The following is a 19,125-nucleotide window of genomic DNA, read 5'->3' as shown; positions in this document are numbered from 1 at the left end:
ATGAGCGAAATCGGCCAGAGGATTCGCATTCAAACCGGCGACATCACGAAGCTGGCGGTCGATGCCATCGTCAACGCCGCCAATACCTCTCTTCTCGGAGGCGGCGGCGTCGACGGCGCTATCCACCGCGCGGCCGGCCCCGAGCTTGTGGCAGAATGCCGGACCTTGCATGGCTGCAAGGTCGGAGACGCAAAAATCACCAAGGGCTACAGGTTGCCCGCGCGCTACGTCATACATACGGTCGGGCCGGTCTGGCAAGGTGGCAGCAAAGGAGAAGCCGAACTGCTCGCCTCCTGCTATCGCCGGTCGCTCGAAATCGCCGCCGCAAAGGACTGCCGGACGGTGGCGTTTCCTGCGATCTCGACCGGGGCCTACCGCTATCCGAAAGATCAGGCGACGCAAATTGCTGTCGGGACCGTGAGCGCCTTCATCGGCCAGAACATCGTTCCGGAAACCGTCATTTTCTGCTGCTTCGACGAGCCGACGGCCGAATTGTATCAGCGGGTCGTCGCTGCACTCGGCAGGGTGTGACCCTGCGCGGGAGACAACCCACCACATCTCCAGACTATTTTTTGCTTCTCGATCTGGCCAGACGAAAGAATCACGGCTATTGATCATCGCAAATACCAATGGGGATTGGGCGAAGATGAGGCGGCGGGTTTTTCAGAGAACAACTGTGCATATACTTGCGGGATTGCTTATATTAGCAATGCCTGGCATCTGTGCAGCGGAGTCGCTGGCGGGAAGCAAGGGCGAGACCCGTTTCTATCCCTATTTGCCGCAGAGCCCGAAGGATCCGTGTACCAGGGCCTACAAGGCCTATGTAGCGGCCGGCGGCCATTCAGCCTATGCAACCACTCCGTATTCCCGGGTGCGTTTTCTGTACATCATCTGCGGCTCGCGCTTGAATGCACCGTCACAGCAAGCTGCCGAAGAATTGGCGTTGAAATCCTGTCAGGCCGCCCGCAACAGTTACAGAGTTACAACAGGCGGCGGCTGCGAAATCGCTGCCTCCAAGTAGGCGAATATATTTCAGTGTTTGGGGTTCAAATGGGTTTGGCAATGAAATCTTTATCAATCAAGCGAGCAACCATGTCGGTACTTGCACTGCTTGTGGCCTCTGCACCGAATGTCGGCGCCGCCGAATCGCTGGCGGGAAGCAAGGGCGACAGCCGCTTTCCGGTCTATTTTGCACCGGGTACAATCGGAGGCTGCGGCAAGAATTACAAGGACTATGTGGCGGCTGGCGGTCACTCGGCCTATGCGATGACGCCATTCAACTGGGCAACCGAATTCACTATTTGCGGTGCTTATCTGAATGCAACATCCCAGAAGGCTGCGGAGGCGCTGGCGTTGAAATCCTGCCAGTCCGCGCGCAGCAAGTACAAGGTCACGACTGCAGGGGCCTGCGCCATAGCTGCCTCCAAATAGACCGACACTCGTCGGCCTTCGACGTATTCAATGGGTGGAAAAATGAAATCTATAAGCGTCAAAACAAGCAGTCTTCTCGCTGATAACCGGGTTGCTTCTAATCTCGAGCCCCAATGTCGGCGCGGCGGAATCGCTGGCTGGAAGCAAGGGCGACGTCCGCTTCTACCCGTATTTTCCGGCGACCGCGGATCGGCCATGCACCAAGGCATATAAGGCCTATGTGGCGGCCAGCGGCCATTCAGCTTATGCGACCACTCCGTATTCCCGGGTGCGTTCGTTGTACATCCTGTGCGGCTCGCGCTTGAATGCGCCCTCGCAAAAGGCTGCCGAGGATATGGCGATGAAATCCTGCCAGGTCACCCGCGACCGTTACAGGGTCACGACCGGGGGAGCTTGCGAAATGGCGGCCTCAAAGTAGGCAGGCCTCGCTTGCCTACCCTTTGACCGCCAGACTACAAAGCAGGGCATTGCCGCAGTTCGCGTGACGAGAATTCGCGCCGTTGGCGGCAGCTCTGCCTGTGGAGGCCCGATGTTCGCCAAGATCCTGATCGCCAACCGTGGCGAGATCGCCTGCCGGGTGATCCGCACGGCACGCAGGATGGGTGTGCGCAGCGTCGCCGTCTATTCCGACGCCGACGATCGCGCCTTGCATGTCGAAATGGCCGACGAAGCGGTGCATATCGGCGCCTCTCCCGCCAACGAAAGCTATCTGCGCGGCGACAAGATCATTGCGGCGGCCTTGGCCAAAGGTGCCGAGGCCATCCATCCGGGCTACGGCTTTCTTTCGGAAAACCCTGATTTCGTCGACCAGGTGGTCGCGGCGGGGCTGATCTTCATTGGCCCGTCGGCGGCCTCGATCCGCGCCATGGGACTGAAGGACGCGGCCAAGCGGCTGATGGAAAAGGCCGGCGTGCCTGTCGTTCCGGGCTACCATGGCGAAGCGCAGGAGATCGTGTTGCTCGCCTCCAAGGCGCGCGAGATAGGCTACCCCGTACTGATCAAGGCGCGCGCCGGCGGCGGCGGCAAAGGCATGCGGCGCGTCGAGCATCCCGATGATTTTTCGGAAGCACTGTCGGGCGCGCGGCGCGAGGCGAAAGCCGCGTTCGGTGACGACCGCGTCTTGGTGGAAAAATATGTCGACAAGCCTCGCCACATCGAAGTGCAGGTGTTTGGTGACAATTTCGGCAACGCCGTGCATCTTCACGAACGTGACTGCTCGGCACAGCGCCGCCACCAGAAGGTGATCGAGGAGGCGCCTGCCCCGGGCATGACGCCGGCACTGCGCAAGGCGATGACCGAGGCGGCGGTGAAAGCCGCCAAGGCAATCCACTATTCCGGCGCCGGTACCATCGAGTTCATCGTCGATGCCTCGCAAGGTCTGAAGGCCGACCGTTTCTGGTTCATGGAAATGAACACCCGCCTGCAGGTCGAGCACCCCGTCACCGAAATGGTCACCGGCATCGACCTGGTCGAGTGGCAGTTGCGGGTAGCCTCCGGCGAAAAACTGCCGAAGACGCAGAGCGAGATCGCGCTCTCCGGCCACGCCTTCGAGGCGCGTATCTATGCCGAGGACGCGGCAAGAGGGTTTTTGCCGGCGACCGGCACCTTGCACCATTTGAAATTTCCGCAGCCGGCACCGGAGGGTGCGACCATGCGCATCGAAACCGGTGTGCGCGCCGGCGATGCGATTTCGCCGTTTTACGACCCGATGATCGCCAAGCTGATCATCCACGGCAAGGACAGACGGGCAGCGCTCACAGCGCTTGGCGCAGCGCTGTCGCAGACCGAAATCGCCGGCTCAACGGTCAACACTGGCTTTCTTGCCGCGCTGGTCGCTGATGCGGATTTTGCGGCGGGCGATGTCGATACCGGCCTGATCGCTAGGCATCAGCAGGCGTTGACGGCGGTTCCGCCGCCGGGCGGTGAGACGATTGCCGCCGCGGCACTTGCCGCGTCCGGTGCGCGCGACTTGCCGTCCTCGGACGATCCCTGGTTGTCGCTGGCCGGCTATGCGCATTTCCACGCTGTAGTGCGGCGCATGCTGCTGAAGTTTGGCGAGCAGGAGATCGGCGCGCGCGTGTCGGTGCGGCCGGACGGGCGGTTCGAGGTGGCGCTGGATGCGCCCTATGACAGCGCCAATTCGCGTGATCTCCGCGCGGCGCCTCGCCTCGCCCGCTGGCCGGGCCACGTCACGGTCTTCGATGGTGCAATCGGCTACGGTTTTGCTGTGCCGGATCCGCTGGCCCGAGCCGACGAAGCCGCCGCCGCTTCCGGCAGCCTGCGCGCGCCAATGCCCGGCCTGGTCAAATTGGTGCGTGCAGCCAGAGGCGAGTCCGTGATCAAGGGCCAGCCGCTGCTGATCCTGGAGGCGATGAAGATGGAGCACACCATTGCCGCGCCCCATGACGGGGTTATCGCCGAGATTGCTGCCGAAGGCGCGCAGGTAACCGACGGCACCGTGCTGGTTCGCTTTGCCGAGGAACCTCAGTTGACTGCTGTTTCCCTATCCACGAAGTGATCTCGAACGCGGCACAAAGGCGTCGCCAAAAACAACATGGCCGGGTTTGACCCCGGCCATGTTCAATTACAGCAGCGCGTCTTGCGGCGCCGCGGCCATCACGGCTGGATCGGCGCGTATTTGCCGTCGTGCCACTGGTTGATGTCGTAGCTGGCGTTTTTGAGGTCGCCCTTCTCGTCGAAGGTGACTGACCCGACAACCGTGCTGATCGGCTGGCCGTTCTTCAACGCTTCGGCGACTTTTGCCGGATCGTCGCTGCTGGCGCGTTTGATGCCTTCGGCGAAGGCCTGGATCACCGCATAGGAAAACAGCGTGAAGCCCTCCGGCACGAAGCCGCCGGCCTTGATCTTGGCGATGGCTTCCTTGGCTTCGGGCTTCGCCTGCGGATCCGACGGGAAGACGAACATGGTGCCTTCGCCGGCCGGACCGGCAACCTGCCAGAATTCCGGCGAAGCGATCGAGTCCGGCATGATCAACTGGAACTTGAGGTTCTGCTCCGCCGACTGGCGCAGGATCAGGCCGGCTTCGGGGTGATAGCCGCCGAAATAGACGACGTCGGCTTTCAGCTCCTTGAGCTTGGTAACAAGAGCGGAATAGTCCTTCTCGCCGGCGTTGATGCCCTCGTAGAGGATCTCTTTGAGACCGTTCTGGTTCATCGTTGCCTTGACGGCATCGGCCACGCCCTGCCCATAGGCGCTCTTGTCGTGCATGATGACGACGTTCTTGCCGGCATATTTCTTGGCGATCCAGGGACCGATGAAAGCGCCCTGCGCATCGTCGCGCGTATAGAGGCGCATGATCGTCGGCCAGCCGGCTTTCGCCGCTGCGTCGGTCAACACCGGGTTCGAGGAAGCCGGACTCATCATCAGCGCACCGGCTTCGGCGTAGACAGCGGAGGCCGGGATGCTGGAGCCCGAGCAGGCGTGGCCATCGATGAACTTGACACCGTTGGCGATGATGCGGTTGGCGACCGAAACCGCCTGCTTCGGATCGCACTGGTCATCCTCGACGTCGAGCTTGATCTGGCGGCCGTCGACGCCGCCCGCCGCGTTGATCGCGTCGGCGGCGGCTTGCGCGCCTTGCTTAAACTGATCGCCGATGGTGGCAAGCTGACCGGTCATCGGTCCGACCACCGAAAAGGTGATGTCGTCGGCGAAGGCGACCGGCGCGGTCATCATCAGGCCAAATATGGCGGCGCTCAAAATACTGAATTTCTTCATGGTGACACAACTCCTCCATTCTCGCGCGACCATCCCGGCCGCGCCTCTTCCAGAGTGGCGGGAGAATTTCATCCTTCACCGGGGCTGTCTAGACGCATCGTCGGCACTCGATTGGGCCTGCAACACGCAGTCCCAAAGACAAAGCCGCGCCAGCCTTGTTCCGGCCGGTCGCGGCTTTTGCCATGAGCTTCCCAACGCATCGGCGCCAGGACCCGCTCGCCTTCCCTGCCTATTGCACAGCTTGCCGCCGTGTTCTTGATCTTGTTGGCTCAGCCGTCTTGCGCGGCCTCGATTTTTCGAGCCCGGCCCTCTGCGCGGCCTTGACCCGAAGCGTCCCTGTTGTGAGGTCAGTACCCTTGTGAAGTCGATGCCGGCGAATTCAGTGCATCGTCATCCATTCGCGAGCTTCGCGCAGCGCCTTGGCGATCTCGACCTTCGACATGGCGGCAGACAATTCGGAGCGCAGTTCCGCGGCGCGGGCCGAACCCTTGATCGCGGCGATGTTGAACCATTTGTGGGCGGCGACGACATCGGTCTCGCAATCGCGGCCAGTCGCATACATCATGCCCAACTCGAAAAGAATATCGGCCTGGGCAGTTGCCCCCATGGCGCCGAAGCCGGCTTCAAGCATTTCAAAACGTGCCATTTCAAATCCCCTGTTCTGGCTCCCGAGAGCTGTCTCCGTCTGTCCCTCGGTGTCCTTGATTACCGTCGGGGGCGGCCGCTCTTTCGATGCTTTCGAGAATGCCCCGGAGGCTTGAATCCGTCGTTAAATGGCGTGCTTAATTTGAGGAAAACAAAGCTAAAACAAGAGGTAAACGCGAAAATTCGTTAAGGATACAAAGCCAGCAATCGCGCCGGTTTGCACAAGATTTGAAGAAAACTTGCGAGGCGCGGATCAAGACTCCGCTAACCACAGAAGACAAAGACGTGTGCGGCCCGTTTCATTTTTCGCCGGCGCGGCCGTTCGGGAGCGGGCAAAAACCCGCACCCTTCCGTCGCGGCACCGCTTTTGTTTTTCCGGGAGCTGGACTAGCTTACGTTTGCGTAAGGGGCAGACACCCGGGACGGAGCCCGATTGGACTTACCTGAGGGAGGAAAGACATGTTTCGGCAAGTGAGCCTGGCCCTCGCGGCCGCAATAATGATGACCGGCGCGGCGTGGGCCGATCCGATCGAAGGCAATTGGAAAACGCAAGCCGGATCGACTGCCGCCATTTCGGGTGGCGGCGGGGCATTTTCGATTACGCTCAAATCCGGCAAATTTGCCGGCAAGAACATCGGTTCACTGAAGGTTGCCGGCGACAACAAATATGCCGGCACCATAACCGACCCGGAAACCGACAAGACCTATTCGGGCAAGGCTTCGCTTTCCGGCAGTTCGCTCAAGATGAGCGGCTGCGTGCTCGGCGGGCTGATCTGCAAGAGCCAGACCTGGCACAAGCTCTGATCGTGCCCTTCCTGCCGGGGTGAGCGGGGCCAATCGGCCCCGTTTTCATGTTATCGGTCTCGCAGCCATGGCGTCGCCATGGGTCGCTGCACTCAAAGCGGACCCTGTCAGAGATCATCAACCATTTTTGAACCGCAGATGAACGCCGGGATCAGAGCCGGTTCAGCCGGGGCAAGGCATTGTCATGCGTGTTGAAGGAGACACCGCGCAATGCTTGCCCGCCGCTTCACCATCGTCTGCCTGCTGATGAGCCTGTTCGGCATGTTGTTCGCCGTCCTTGTCGCCGAAGCCGGCCGGCCGTCCCGCTCCTGGGACGTCGCCAGTTCCTGCCGACTCGGTTGCTTGAACCATCTTCACCACTGAAACGACAAAGAGCTGAACCTTTAGAGAAAAGCAAAACGCCAATGAACCGCCTCGCCGCCAACACCCTCAAGACGCTTCGGCTGCTGCCGCGCGCGGCGCTCATCCTGACTGTTCTTTCGGTACCGGTACTGGCCGTGCCGACAATGCGCACCAATGCCGGCTCGACGATCGAGGCGCCTGCGTTGAGGAAGTCAGGCCTCGGCTTTGTGCTGCTGGTTAGCCTGCAGCGCGGTTAGCAGACCGAAAAACGCCGCCAGCGCGTATTGAGGCCGCCTTACCCCCTCCCAACCGCGCGTCCAACTCTCTATATTGGGTCATGGAAAAGCGAATCTATCCCCAAGCCATTGAATCGGTGGTCACGCCGGAGCCGTTTGGCCGGCAGAGCTTCAACGACGCCAAGAAGGCCGTCGCGGCCCTACAGGTGCTTTACGACCGCAACACCAAGTTCCTGCGCGATTCATTTGCCGCGCTCGCCGCGGGCGGCGACAACAACAAACGCTACCGGGCTTTCTATCCGGAGATCGGCGTCACCACGAGTTCCTTCACGCAAATCGACTCGCGGCAGGCCTATGGCCACATGCCGACGCCGGGGCATTTCTCAACCACCGTCACCCAGCCTGCTCTTTTCGAAAGCTACCTCACCGAACAGCTTCGGCTGATCATGCGCAACCACGGCGTTCCCGTCACGGTTTCGGAATCGACCACTCCCATCCCGCTGCATTTCGCCTTCCTCGAAGGCACGCATGTCGACGGCACTGCTGCCGAGCGCATCAAACGGCCGATCCGTGACCTGTTCGACGTGCCGGATCTCGACGGCACCGACGACCAGATCGCCAACGGCACGTTCGAAGTGGCATTGGGCGAGGCACGGCCGCTGGCGCCGTTCACCGCGCAACGGATCGACTATTCGCTGCACCGGATGTCGCATTATACGGCGACCAGTCCCCAGCATTTCCAGAACTTCGTGCTGTTCACCAACTACCAGTTCTACATCGACGAATTCGTCGCCCGTGCACGCGAATTGATGGCCAATGGCGGTGGCGGATATGTCGAGTTCGTCGAGCCGGGCAACATCGTGACCAAAGCAGGGGACGGTGCGCCCGGTGAGGGTGCTGCGCCCCCTCGCCTGCCGCAGATGCCGGCCTATCATCTGAAGAAGCCGAATCATGGTGGCATCACCATGGTCAATATCGGCGTTGGGCCTTCCAACGCCAAGACGATCACTGACCATATTGCGGTGCTCCGGCCGCATGCCTGGGTGATGCTCGGCCATTGCGCCGGCCTGCGCAACACGCAGGCGCTCGGGGATTATGTGCTGGCCCATGCCTATGTACGAGAAGACCATGTCCTCGACGACGATCTTCCGGTCTGGGTGCCGATCCCGCCGCTAGCCGAAATCCAGGTGGCTCTGCAGGAAGCGGTCGCCGAGATCACCGGGCTTTCCGGATATGATCTCAAGCGCATCATGCGCACTGGCACCGTCGCCACTATCGACAACCGCAATTGGGAGCTGCGCGACCAGCGCGGGCCGGTCCAGCGGCTGTCGCAGTCACGGGCGATCGCGCTCGACATGGAATCGGCGACGATCGCCGCCAACGGCTTCCGCTTCCGGGTGCCCTATGGCACGCTGCTTTGCGTATCCGACAAGCCGCTGCATGGCGAATTAAAGTTGCCGGGCATGGCGACCGAGTTCTACAAGCGGCAAGTAGCGCAGCACCTGACCATCGGCATCAGGGCGATGGAGAAGCTGGCTGAAATGCCGATGGACCGACTGCATTCGCGCAAACTCAGGAGCTTTTCGGAAACTGCCTTCCAGTAAATGCCGAATCGCATGTGTCTGTCCAGGTCAGGACATTTCGTCATCTTGATTGAGCCGCACTTCTGCCGATAGACAAGGCGATGGCACGTGTTCGGGACATGACGGTTGCGCCGGCATTCGTCGCAATGCTTGCACTCTCGGCCGCGCTGGTGGCCGGGTTCTTCGGATCGCTGCATCCGGCCCTCGATTCCTTTGCTCATTTCCGCGTCCATTTTTCGGTGCTGATGGCGCTTTGCGCGCTGCCGCTGCTCGCCACCTCGTTTCGCCTGCAGGCCGCGGCCGCATTGCTGTTTGCGATAGCCTCCTTTGTCACCACGTCGAATGCCTTGCCGCTTTCGCGGCTATGGCAGGTGCAGGCCGCCTACGAAGCCAAACCCGGTGACGAGCCAGTCTACCGCCTGCTGCAGATGAACCTCAGGTTCAACAATCCAACGCCTGAGCAGGTGCTGTCGCTGATCGGCCGGACCCAGCCTGATGTGATCACCCTCGACGAGGTGTCCGAGATGTGGAAGGCAAAGCTTGGGCTGCTATCCGGCGCCTATCCCCACCGGATCCTCTGCCCATATCCCAATGGCGTGTTCGGCGTTGCGCTGCTGTCCAGACGACCGTTTGCCATAGGCACGGAGCCGCACTGCGACAGCCGCGGCGCGATGGCGATCGCCACGGTCGATTTCGGCGGAACCGACGTCGATGTCGCCGCCATCCACCTCACCTGGCCATGGCCGCACAACCAATCACGGCAGATTGGAGGGTTGTCTGGCGAAATCGCCTCGCTTGGCGAGACGTCAATCCTGGCAGGCGACTGCAACGCAGCGCCATGGAGCGCCGCCGTCCGGCGCGTCGCATCGCTTGGCAAGCTGACTGTAATGCCGTCGGTCGGGCCGACCTGGCTCTACAGAAGGCTGCCGGATTTCCTGCGCTTCGCCGGACTGCCGATCGACCAGGTTTTCAGCAAGGGCGCCATCGTTATCCGTTCGGCGTCGACCCTTGAGGACACCGGCTCAGACCATCTGCCGATGCTGGTGGAGTTTTCGCTACGGTCGGATGAACAAAAGCCGCTCGACGAGCACCAGACGGCGACCGCGCTTGCGGCGCTGCCTGGCGGGACGCGAAGCTGAAAATCCGCAGTCCAATCTCGACCTGGCTTATTACTGGCCCACAAAAGCGCGGATGAGGTGCTCGACAGGGCCGCCGTCGCGATGCTCGTGCGCATCGAAGGCGATCTGCTTTGCCTCGTATTCGGCATAGATGGCATTGATCCGGCGCTTTGCCTCGCGACGTGCATCGAAACAGTGCGGGTCATCACCGACTGTCAGCCCTCGAAGCGACTTTTCGGTGGCCCGCATCATCTGTCTGGCGATGCGGCCATGGGTCTCTTCATGGGCGCGGACGCCAGCGAAGAACCGCTTCCAGCGCTTCTGCAGCGCAGGCGACGTGGCTGAGACTAGTTTGGGATAGGTATAGAAGAGATTGAGCGTCCCGTTGGCCTGGCGCAGGCGGCAGACGCCGTTTTCCCGATGGGCGTCGAAGGTCCAATCATCGACGCTGTAGCCGGTCTGCGCGATGGCGTGGGTCATGAAGCCGTGCTTCGGCCCACTGCGATCCATGGCCTCGATCAGGGCCGCGCCGGTGGTTCCGGCAATGCTGTAAGTTCGTGTCTTGACCAGCACCTTAGTGCCGGCCAAGGCTGCAGGGGCGCACAATGCCCCGATCGCCACAACGCTCGTCAGAACTGCCAGGCGCATTTTTCCTTCCTCCCTGTCGCCGCAGAAAGGAAACACAGGCAGGCGGTTTATTCAACAATCCTACGGTTGCGCTGCTCCTCATCTTGTTTAGTCCGGAGCAAACCTTGTGACTTACATGTTCTGGTAGACCGGGCCCTCGCCGCCCTGTGGCGGCACCCAATTTATGTTCTGGTTCGGGTCCTTGATATCGCAAGTCTTGCAGTGCACGCAGTTCTGCGCGTTGATGACGAAGCGCACATCCTTGGCCGCAGGATCGGCGGCGGCATTGCCATCCTTGTCGACCCATTCGTAGACGCTGGCCGGGCAGTAACGCGTCGAGGGTCCCGCATAGACGTCATGCTCAGAGCGCTTCTGCAGGTCCATGTCGGCGACGAGCAGATGCACCGGCTCGTTCTCCTCGTGGTTGGTGTTGGACAGGAACACCGACGACAGCCGGTCGAAGGTCAGCACCCCGTCCGGCTTCGGGTAGGCGATCTTCTGGTGCGCGGCGGCCGGTTCCAGCGTGGCATAGTCGGCCCTGCCGTGCTTCATCGTGCCGAAGGGCGAGAAGCCGAACAGCGTGTTCAGCCACATGTCGAGGCCGCCAAGGCCGACGCCGACAATGGTGCCGAAGCGCGACCATAGCGGCTTGACGTTGCGCACTTTCTTCAGGTCCTTGCCGATATCGGTGGCGCGCCAGGTGGCCTCGTAGGAGGCCAGCTCGTCATTGGTGCGGCCGGCGGCTATCGCATCACAGACATGCTCGGCCGCCAGCATTCCGGAGAGCACGGCATTGTGCGAGCCCTTGATGCGCGGCACGTTGACGAAGCCGGCCGCGCAGCCGATCAGCGCACCGCCGGGGAAGGACAGTTTCGGCACCGACTGCCAGCCGCCTTCGGTGATGGCGCGGGCACCATAGCCCAGCCGCTTGGCACCCTCGAAGGTGCCGCGGATCGCCGGATGGGTCTTGAAGCGCTGGAACTCGTCAAAGGGCGACAGATAGGGGTTCTTGTAGTTCAGGTGAACGACGAAGCCGACTGCCACCTGGTTGTCCTCGAGATGGTAGAGGAAGGAGCCGCCGCCGGTCTTCAAATCGAGCGGCCAGCCGAAGGAATGCTGGACAAGGCCCGGCCGGTGGTTTTCCGGTTTGATCTGCCAGAGTTCCTTGAGGCCGATGCCGTATTTTCCAGGCTCACGACCGTCGGAAAGGTGGTGTTTGGCGATCAGTTGCTTGGCCAGCGAGCCGCGCGCGCCCTCGCCGATCAAGACATATTTGCCCATCAGCGCCATGCCCGGCGCAAAGCCCGGACCGTGCGTGCCGTCCTTCTCGACCCCCATGTCGCCGGTGACGACGCCGGTGACCGCACCGCCCCCGTTGTAGAGCAGGCCGACCGCAGCAAAGCCCGGATAGATCTCGACGCCCAGCGCCTCGGCCTTGGTCGCCAGCCAGCGGCAGACATTGCCGAGCGAGACGATGTAGTTGCCGTGATTGTTCATCAGCGGCGGCATCAGGATATTGGGCAGACGGAACGAACCGGCGGGGCCGAGAACCAGGAAATGGTCGTCGGTGACCGGTGTCCTGAAGGGATGACCCTCCTCTTCGCGCCAGCCGGGCAGCAGCCGGTCGATGCCGATCGGATCGACGACGGCGCCGGACAGGATGTGCGCGCCGACTTCGCCGCCCTTTTCCAGCACGACGACGGAAAGCTCGGGATTGACCTGCTTGAGACGGATCGCGGCGGCGAGGCCGGCCGGGCCGGCGCCGACGATGACCACGTCGAATTCCATGCTTTCGCGTTCGATATCGCTCATCGATCCCTCACTGGCTCGCTATTCCCGGCATCTTGCTGGCTCACGCGCTGCATAGCGCATCAAATAGCGACGGGAAACCGGCGCGGACGTGACAATACCGATTTCGTCAAAAAGTCGCGTCCTGCCGCACAGATTCGCGGTGACGAGCATCAATCTTCAATCCTATTCGGTTTGCACAGATATGTCGCACTGATGTTTTTAATTGTTCGACGGCTTGCTTATCGGCCATACTTCCCGCCATGCGCATATTCGGGCCGGCTGGCTTTTCATCGACGCGCTTTTTTTTCACGCCCGGCCGGTTTTGCCGTGCGGCGCTCTTGGCGCTTCTGCCACTGACGGCCCTCGATGCCCGTGCCGAGCAGCAACTGGTCTGGGCGACCGGCGCCTATTCCTTTTCCGACGAGCGCGGCGGTTTCCGCATCACCGGGGCTTCCGGCATCGGCACGAAGGAGGATCCGCTGGTCATCACCGAAGAGCTGAATTCAGCGACGCCGGTAACGCTGGCTATTCGCACGACAAGGCCGATCCAGCCGTTCGGCAAGGCGGGAGACTTCGCCAATGGTCTGATGTATATGCGCATCGACGTGCTCAACAATAGCGGCCAAGCCTGGGTCGAGTTCCAGTTCGAACTCCAGGAGATCCTCGACCAGCCGAGCGTGTTCGGCGACGGCCTGTCGTTCGACCAGCGCAACAAAACGCCCGAAAATATCTGGTCGAGCAGCTACGCCGATTTCGACCGCAATTTCGAACCGTATGACCGCCTGCTGTTCAAGAACGGCAAGATCGACCCGCTGAAGACCGCCAGCTTCTATTTCCTGATCACCGACTACACGCCGCGCTGGACGTTCTATCTTGTGCAGGATCCGCGCATACCGTCGAGCTGAACTTGCAAATTCAAGCTCCGCGGCCGAATGTGAAACCATGACTGCCGCCCCCCACACTAGCCGAGCCGATCTCGCCGAGCTGCTGGCCTTCTACGCCAGCGCCGGCGTCGACGAGGCACTTGAAGAACAGCCGGTAAACAGGTTTGCAGAAGCCAGGCCGCCCGAGCGGGTGCCTGCGGCGGCCGCTCTGCCGGCCGGTGAAAATGCATCGCCTCATCGCTCGACGAGCGTGTCGCGCGCCGAAATGGGCGAGAGACCGAATACGGCACCGGCAGTGCGAACGTCCGCGGCCATGTCAACGGTGCCCGACGAGGCGCAGGCGGCATTGGCGCGGCAACTGGCGAGATCGGCGGCAAGCCTCGACGAGCTTCGCCAGCACATGGCGGCATTCAACGGCTGCAATCTTAAATTCACCGCCAAGAACCTGGTGTTCGCCGACGGCAATCCGACTGCCGCGGTGATGCTGGTCGGCGAAGCACCGGGCCGCGACGAGGACATAGAGGGCTTGCCGTTCGTCGGCCGCTCGGGCCGGCTGCTCGACCGCATGCTGGCCGCGATCGGTCTTGACCGGACATCTGCCTACATCGCCAACGTGATTCCCTGGCGGCCGCCGGGCAACCGCACGCCGACGCCGCACGAGACCGAGATCTGCCGGCCGTTCATCGAGCGGCAGATCGAACTGGTCAATCCGAAGGTGCTGGTCAATCTCGGCGGCCCGTCGGCAAAGACCCTGCTCAACACCTCCGAAGGCATATTGCGGCTGCGCGGCAACTGGCGCGTCCACATGACCCCGTCTGGCGTCGCCATTCCCGCCATGCCGACCCTGCATCCGGCCTATTTGTTGAGAACGCCGGCGCACAAGAAGCTGGCGTGGCGGGATTTCCTCGAAGTGAAGGCGAAGTTGCGGGCACTTGGGTAACGGTGCAGAACGCGTCTTCCGTCCTCCCCTTGCGAGGAAGGAAGGCGGCATCATGACCTAGCAGGTAATTGAAATGCCCCCACTTCCGGCCTAGTCATCTCGTGATGACAGCAGCCCAGATTTCCGCCGGCAGTCTCATTCGCGAATGGCGTACACGCCGGCGCATGAGCCAGCTCGACCTTGCTATGGAGGCCGAGATCTCGCAGCGGCATCTGAGTTTCGTGGAAAGCGGCCGCGCCGCACCCTCGCGTGATATGGTGTTGCATCTGGCAGAGCAGCTCTCGATCCCGCTCAGGCAGCGCAACCAGCTGCTGCTGGCCGCCGGCTTTGCCCCGAGCTTCAGCGAACGACCACTTGACGATGCCTCGATGGCACCGGCGATGGCGGCGGTCGAGACCGTGCTCAAGGCGCACGAGCCGTTCCCGGCGCTTGCCGTGGACCGGCATTGGAACCTGGTGTCGGCGAACGTCGCCATCGGCCCGTTCCTCGCCAATGTCGCCGACGCCTCCCTGCTGAAGCCGCCGGTCAACGTGTTGCGCCTCAGCCTGCATCCCGGCGGCATCGCGCCGCGCATCGTCAACCTTGCGGAATGGCGGACGCATCTTCTGGAGCGGCTGAAGCGGCAGAACGACGCTGCCGCCGATCCGGTTCTGGTCGAGCTCGAGCGCGAGCTTCGGGCCTATCCGTCCGGCCTTAGAAGCAGCCGGCCGGCGCCGGTCGAACCGAACGCGATTGTCCATCCGCTCAAGCTTGCCCATGGCGACGCGGTGCTGTCGTTCATCAGCACCATCACCGTGTTCGGCACGCCGCTCGACGTGACGCTGTCGGAGCTGGCGATCGAATCTTTTTTCCCCGCCGACGAGCAGACGCGGGCGGTGCTGATGTGGCTGGCGAAAGAGCGGACCGATGCAGCGGGCTGATCACCCTTCCGGCGCGACGGCCTTGCGGGTGCGGGTGCGTTCGAGACCCAGCTGGCGCTCGCGCCAGATGATGAAAATCCCCGCCGCAACCACGATCATGCCGCCGACCAGCATGTTGATCGTGGCGACGTCGCCAAAGACCAGATAGCCGACGACGACGCCGAGGATCATCGAAGTGTATTCGAAAGGTGCTACGACGGAAGCCTCGGCATGGCGATAGGCCGAGGTCATCAGGATCTGGCCAAGCCCGCCGCAAAAACCCGCGGCAATCAGAAGCACCGCCTGTGCTGGCGTCAGCGCCTGCCAGCCGAATGGCAACGAAAGCAGCGCCATGACGCTCGCGGTTACCGAAAACCACAGCACGATGGTCGCCGTCCGCTCGCTCTGGACGAGGTTGCGAACCAGGAGCATGGCGATGGCCGAGATCGCCGCGGCTATGAGGGCGGCGATGACGCCAAGCACCTCCTGATCGCCAAGGGCAGCGCCCGAACTGAGCAGCGTCAGTTCCGGCCACGAGATGATCAGCACCCCGACCAGGCCGACGGCAACCGCACTCCAGCGATAGATGCGGATGGCTTCGCCGAGGAAGATCGAACTGAACACCACGACCAGCAGCGGCTGCGCGTAGTTCAGTGTGATCGCCTCCGGCAGCGGCAGCCGCGTCAGCGCGAAGAAGCCGAGCCCCATGGCACAGACACCGACGACGCCGCGCGCAATGTGGTTGAGCGGGCGCTTTGTCGAAAAGGCGGTTCCGAGTTTTCCCTGGAAGGCGAGGAAGGCGATGATCGGAAAAATGGCAAAGAAGGAGCGGAAGAAGACGATCTGGCCCGCCGGCACGGTGCCTGCCGCCTTGATGCAGGACGACATGCCGACGAAGACCGCCACCGATACGATCTTGAGCAAGATCCCGGTCAGCGTGCTGTGCTCGCCTGCAAGGTCGCCGGCTGCAAGCACTGGCAAATCCGGTCTGGCTGTCACGCCCCTTTTGCTTCCTCGATCGCCGCCCAGATGCACGCCGGCGTTGGCGGCATGTCGATATGCCTGATGCCGTAGGTGCGGTAGAGCGCGTCGGTCACCGCATTGAGCGCGGCAGGCGTCGACCCGATCGTACCCGCCTCCCGCGCGCCCTTGATGAAGGCCATATCCTCACGACGCAACACAGAGGCGCCCGTTCCGAATTTCGGCGTGACGACGGTCATGGAAGCCTCGCGATGATGCTTGGGAAATGATCGCGTGAAATAGACGTCGCTGCAGTTTTGTCGAGGGAACGTTTCGTGTAAAGAGCGCAGACTTCAAATTATTTGGACCAGCGGACCCGCCCGCCGCTCCCGGATCGACAGGAAAAATCAAGGAATGCGCACAGATACCGGCCAGGTCTTCAAGCTCGAAGACTATCGCCCCAGTGATTATCTCATTCCGGAAACCAGCCTGACTTTCCGCCTTTCGCCTGAAGCAACGCATGTGACCGCCGTGCTGACGGTCGAACGCCGCGACGGGATTGCGGCGTCGGTGCCACTGGTGCTGGATGGCGACGGGCTGACGCTCCGCAGCATCGCCATCGACGGCCAGGAACCGAGCCCTGCGGATTTTCTCGCCACGCCCGATCAACTGACAATCATCAGCCCCCCTGCGACAAGGTGCTTCCAGCTGAGAATTGAAACCGTGTTGGCGCCAGCGCAGAACGAAGCGCTAATGGGCCTCTATCGCTCGAGCGACGTCTATTGCACACAATGCGAGGCCGAAGGCTTTCGCCGCATCACTTATTTCCTCGACCGTCCCGACATCCTGTCGGTCTATTCGGTCCGCATCGAAGCTCAGCGCCGTGAGGCGCCGCTGCTTTTGTCCAACGGCAACCCGGCCGATGGCGGCGAGCTTGCCGGCGGCTGGCACTATGCGGTCTGGCACGACCCCTTCCCCAAGCCGTCCTATTTGTTTGCGCTGGTGGCGGGCGACCTCGGCAAGATCTCGGACAGTTTTGTCACCCTGTCTGGCCGCAGGGTCGAGCTCGGAATCTATGTCGAACCGGGCAAGGAGAGGCTCGCCGGCTACGCCATGGACGCTTTGAAACGGTCAATGAAATGGGACGAGGAGGCATTCGGCCGCGAATACGACCTCGATGTCTTCAACATCGTCGCCGTGTCCGACTTCAATATGGGCGCAATGGAGAACAAGGGCCTCAACATCTTCAACGACAAGTACGTTCTTGCCGACCAGGAAACTGCGACCGATGCCGATTTCGCCAATATCGAAGCCATCATCGCGCATGAGTATTTCCACAATTGGACAGGTAACAGAATCACTTGCCGCGACTGGTTCCAGCTTTGCCTGAAGGAAGGGCTGACGGTTTTCCGCGACCACGAATTCTCGGCCGATCAGCGCTCGCGCGCCGTCAAGCGCATCGCCGAGGTGCGTACGCTGCGCGCCCATCAGTTTCCCGAGGACCAAGGGCCGCTGGCGCATCCGGTCCGGCCTCGCCGCTACCGCGAGATCAACAATTTCTACACGGCGACGGTCTACGAAAAAGGCTCGGAAGTCGTGCGCATGATCCATACCATCCTCGGCGCCGAGACGTTCCGCGCCGGCATGGACCTCTACTTCGAACGTCACGACGGCCAGGCGGCGACGATCGAAGACTTCATCAAAGTGTTCGAAGACGTCTCAGGTCGCGACCTGTCGCAGTTTTCGCTGTGGTATCATCAGGCCGGTACGCCGAACCTGACCGTCAGTTCGGCGTATAATCCGGCGGCGCGGGAATTCACGCTCGAAATCGAGCAGTCGGTGCCGCCAACACCGTCGGAAAGCCGCAAGCGGCTGATGCACATTCCGCTTGCCTTCGGCCTGGTTGGCGCCGGTGGCGAGGCAATAGCCCACAGCGGCGCCGAAGGGGCGAACGTCGAGGACGGTGTCATCCATATCCGCAAACGCCGCCATGTCGTCAGGTTTTCCGGGATTGCCGAGCGTCCAGCCATGTCGCTCAACCGCGGCTTTTCGGCGCCGGTGACGCTTTCGGTCGAGCAGCGGCCCGACGACCAGTTTTTTCTGGCTGGCCACGACAGCGACGCCTTCTCGCGCTGGCAGTCGTTCAACACTCTTTTGACCGATGCGCTGATTGCAGCCTTCCGCCAGATCCTGGACCACAGGCAACCCGAGTTCAGCGCCCGGCTGACCGGGCTTGCCGGCAAGACAGCCGGCGACGAAGCGCTCGAACCCGCCTATCGGGCGCTGGCGCTGGCGCTGCCGGGCGAGGCCGATATCGCCCGCGACATCGGCAAGAACATCGACCCCGACGCCATTTTCGCGGCGCGCGAGGCGCTGGCGGTTGCGATCGCCGAGGCCAACCGCGAGATATTCTCCAACCTTTACGATCGGCTCGCCGACAATGGTCCGTTCAGCCCGGACGCGGCCCGTGCCGGGCGGCGTGCACTGCGCAATGTCCTGCTGGACTATCTCTCCTTGCTGCCGGGAGGTGCGGGACTCGCTGCCGGGCACTTCCAATCGGCGACCAACATGACGGATCGTGCCGCGGCGTTGACCGTTCTTGCGCACCGTCACCATGGCTCACCTGAAGCGACCAAGGCACTGGCCGATTTCGAGGCGAAATATGCAACCGATCCGCTGGTCATGGACAAATGGTTCCAGACCCAGGCCAGCGTGCCCGGCCCGCAAACCGTGGACGCGGTGCGCGCCTTGACCAGCCACCCGGCGTTCTCGATGGCCAACCCGAACCGGGTACGGGCACTCATCGGTACGTTTTCCAGCGCCAACCAGACCGGCTTCCATCGCGCCGACGGCCAAGGCTACCGGCTTTTCGTCGAAACGGTGCTGCAGGTCGAAAAACGCAACCCGCAGGTGGCCGCCAGGCTGGCGACGGCGCTCAGGTCGTGGCGCTCGCTCGAACCGGTGCGGCAGGCCAAGGCAAGGGAGGCGTTGCTTTCGATCGCCAATACCGAGAAGCTGTCGGCCGATTTGCGAGACATCGTCGAGCGCACCCTGGCGTAAGCGACCTCCCGTTCTCCCCTTGTGGGAAAAAGGGAAGACCACCCGAAAACCCCATTATTTTAGTCGA

The 19,125-nt window shown here is 62.0% G+C and carries 19 protein-coding genes; 13 read left to right on the top strand and 6 right to left on the bottom strand.

Annotated elements, in window-relative coordinates; genetic code table 11:
- The 4 genes from NKI25_RS29465 to NKI25_RS29450 all read left to right on the top strand — a co-directional run bounded on the left by NKI25_RS29465 (position 1) and on the right by NKI25_RS29450 (position 3,949).
- Positions 1-531, top strand: coding sequence for an O-acetyl-ADP-ribose deacetylase (locus NKI25_RS29465; RefSeq protein ID WP_352540759.1), 531 nt, complete (start codon positions 1-3; stop codon positions 529-531).
- Positions 532-646: 115 nt separating this feature from the next.
- Positions 647-1,021, top strand: a complete 375-nt coding sequence (locus NKI25_RS29460) for a hypothetical protein (RefSeq protein WP_352569999.1) — start codon at positions 647-649, stop codon at positions 1,019-1,021.
- A gap of 29 nt (positions 1,022-1,050) precedes the next feature.
- Positions 1,051-1,431, top strand: coding sequence for a hypothetical protein (locus NKI25_RS29455; protein WP_245274740.1), 381 nt, complete (start codon positions 1,051-1,053; stop codon positions 1,429-1,431).
- Between the two features lie 529 nt (positions 1,432-1,960).
- On the top strand, positions 1,961-3,949 hold the full coding sequence (locus NKI25_RS29450) for an acetyl/propionyl/methylcrotonyl-CoA carboxylase subunit alpha (RefSeq protein ID WP_352569847.1): 1,989 nt from the start codon (positions 1,961-1,963) through the stop codon (positions 3,947-3,949).
- A gap of 98 nt (positions 3,950-4,047) precedes the next feature.
- Here NKI25_RS29450 and NKI25_RS29445 read toward each other — a convergent pair whose 3' ends face one another.
- Together NKI25_RS29445 and NKI25_RS29440 are read right to left on the bottom strand one after the other, a co-directional pair.
- Positions 4,048-5,169, bottom strand: a complete 1,122-nt coding sequence (locus tag NKI25_RS29445) for a branched-chain amino acid ABC transporter substrate-binding protein (protein WP_352706608.1) — start codon at positions 5,167-5,169, stop codon at positions 4,048-4,050.
- Positions 5,170-5,548: 379 nt separating this feature from the next.
- Positions 5,549-5,815 carry an SEL1-like repeat protein gene (locus NKI25_RS29440; protein WP_010915070.1) on the bottom strand — a complete coding sequence of 89 codons (267 nt, stop codon included), beginning with the start codon at positions 5,813-5,815 and terminating at the stop codon, positions 5,549-5,551.
- A gap of 458 nt (positions 5,816-6,273) precedes the next feature.
- On the opposite strand from NKI25_RS29440, the gene NKI25_RS29435 reads away from it, so the two are divergent.
- From NKI25_RS29435 to NKI25_RS29415, 5 genes are all read left to right on the top strand, one after another.
- Positions 6,274-6,618 (top strand): DUF2147 domain-containing protein, encoded by a 345-nt coding sequence (locus NKI25_RS29435; protein ID WP_023677801.1) that lies wholly within the window; start codon positions 6,274-6,276, stop codon positions 6,616-6,618.
- 210 nt (positions 6,619-6,828) lie between these two features.
- The gene (locus NKI25_RS29430; protein ID WP_023677802.1) at positions 6,829-6,981 is read left to right on the top strand and encodes a hypothetical protein; all 153 of its coding nucleotides are present in this window, start codon (positions 6,829-6,831) and stop codon (positions 6,979-6,981) included.
- Positions 6,982-7,022: 41 nt separating this feature from the next.
- Positions 7,023-7,217 carry a hypothetical protein gene (locus NKI25_RS29425; protein WP_352454349.1) on the top strand — a complete coding sequence of 65 codons (195 nt, stop codon included), beginning with the start codon at positions 7,023-7,025 and terminating at the stop codon, positions 7,215-7,217.
- A gap of 80 nt (positions 7,218-7,297) precedes the next feature.
- Positions 7,298-8,800 carry an AMP nucleosidase gene (locus NKI25_RS29420; RefSeq protein WP_352706606.1) on the top strand — a complete coding sequence of 501 codons (1,503 nt, stop codon included), beginning with the start codon at positions 7,298-7,300 and terminating at the stop codon, positions 8,798-8,800.
- A gap of 80 nt (positions 8,801-8,880) precedes the next feature.
- The gene (locus tag NKI25_RS29415) at positions 8,881-9,918 is read left to right on the top strand and encodes an endonuclease/exonuclease/phosphatase family protein (RefSeq protein ID WP_353000133.1); all 1,038 of its coding nucleotides are present in this window, start codon (positions 8,881-8,883) and stop codon (positions 9,916-9,918) included.
- A gap of 30 nt (positions 9,919-9,948) precedes the next feature.
- Here NKI25_RS29415 and NKI25_RS29410 read toward each other — a convergent pair whose 3' ends face one another.
- Positions 9,949-10,545, bottom strand: coding sequence for a DUF922 domain-containing protein (locus NKI25_RS29410; protein WP_352706599.1), 597 nt, complete (start codon positions 10,543-10,545; stop codon positions 9,949-9,951).
- 111 nt (positions 10,546-10,656) lie between these two features.
- Positions 10,657-12,336, bottom strand: a complete 1,680-nt coding sequence (locus tag NKI25_RS29405) for an electron transfer flavoprotein-ubiquinone oxidoreductase (RefSeq protein ID WP_353000131.1) — start codon at positions 12,334-12,336, stop codon at positions 10,657-10,659.
- 239 nt (positions 12,337-12,575) lie between these two features.
- Here NKI25_RS29405 and NKI25_RS29400 point away from each other — a divergent pair, with 239 nt between their 5' ends.
- The 3 genes from NKI25_RS29400 (at position 12,576) to NKI25_RS29390 (ending at position 15,059) form a co-directional block, all read left to right on the top strand.
- Entirely contained in the window at positions 12,576-13,220 is a 645-nt protein-coding gene (locus tag NKI25_RS29400; RefSeq protein WP_023677808.1) for a hypothetical protein, read from the top strand.
- A gap of 37 nt (positions 13,221-13,257) precedes the next feature.
- Positions 13,258-14,139, top strand: a complete 882-nt coding sequence (locus tag NKI25_RS29395; protein WP_353000129.1) for a uracil-DNA glycosylase — start codon at positions 13,258-13,260, stop codon at positions 14,137-14,139.
- 104 nt (positions 14,140-14,243) lie between these two features.
- Positions 14,244-15,059: a helix-turn-helix domain-containing protein gene (locus NKI25_RS29390; RefSeq protein WP_352706590.1), complete on the top strand. Its 816-nt coding sequence runs from the start codon at positions 14,244-14,246 to the stop codon at positions 15,057-15,059.
- Here the strand turns inward: NKI25_RS29390 and NKI25_RS29385 are convergent, their stop codons facing one another.
- Positions 15,060-16,037, bottom strand: coding sequence for a DMT family transporter (locus tag NKI25_RS29385; protein ID WP_502897459.1), 978 nt, complete (start codon positions 16,035-16,037; stop codon positions 15,060-15,062).
- Positions 16,034-16,258 (bottom strand): hypothetical protein, encoded by a 225-nt coding sequence (locus tag NKI25_RS29380; protein ID WP_353000151.1) that lies wholly within the window; start codon positions 16,256-16,258, stop codon positions 16,034-16,036. The genes NKI25_RS29385 and NKI25_RS29380 overlap by 4 nt, the downstream gene beginning before the upstream one ends.
- A 154-nt stretch (positions 16,259-16,412) precedes the next feature.
- Between NKI25_RS29380 and pepN the strand changes: the two genes are divergently transcribed.
- Positions 16,413-19,058, top strand: coding sequence for an aminopeptidase N (gene pepN, locus NKI25_RS29375; RefSeq protein WP_353000127.1), 2,646 nt, complete (start codon positions 16,413-16,415; stop codon positions 19,056-19,058).
- Positions 19,059-19,125: the final 67 nt, after the last annotated feature.

This window comes from Mesorhizobium sp. M0808 (assembly GCF_040320025.1).
Taxonomy (GTDB): domain Bacteria; phylum Pseudomonadota; class Alphaproteobacteria; order Rhizobiales; family Rhizobiaceae; genus Mesorhizobium.
The sequence above is the reverse complement of the archived record's forward strand: the minus strand, read 5'-3'. Positions and strand labels throughout refer to the sequence as shown.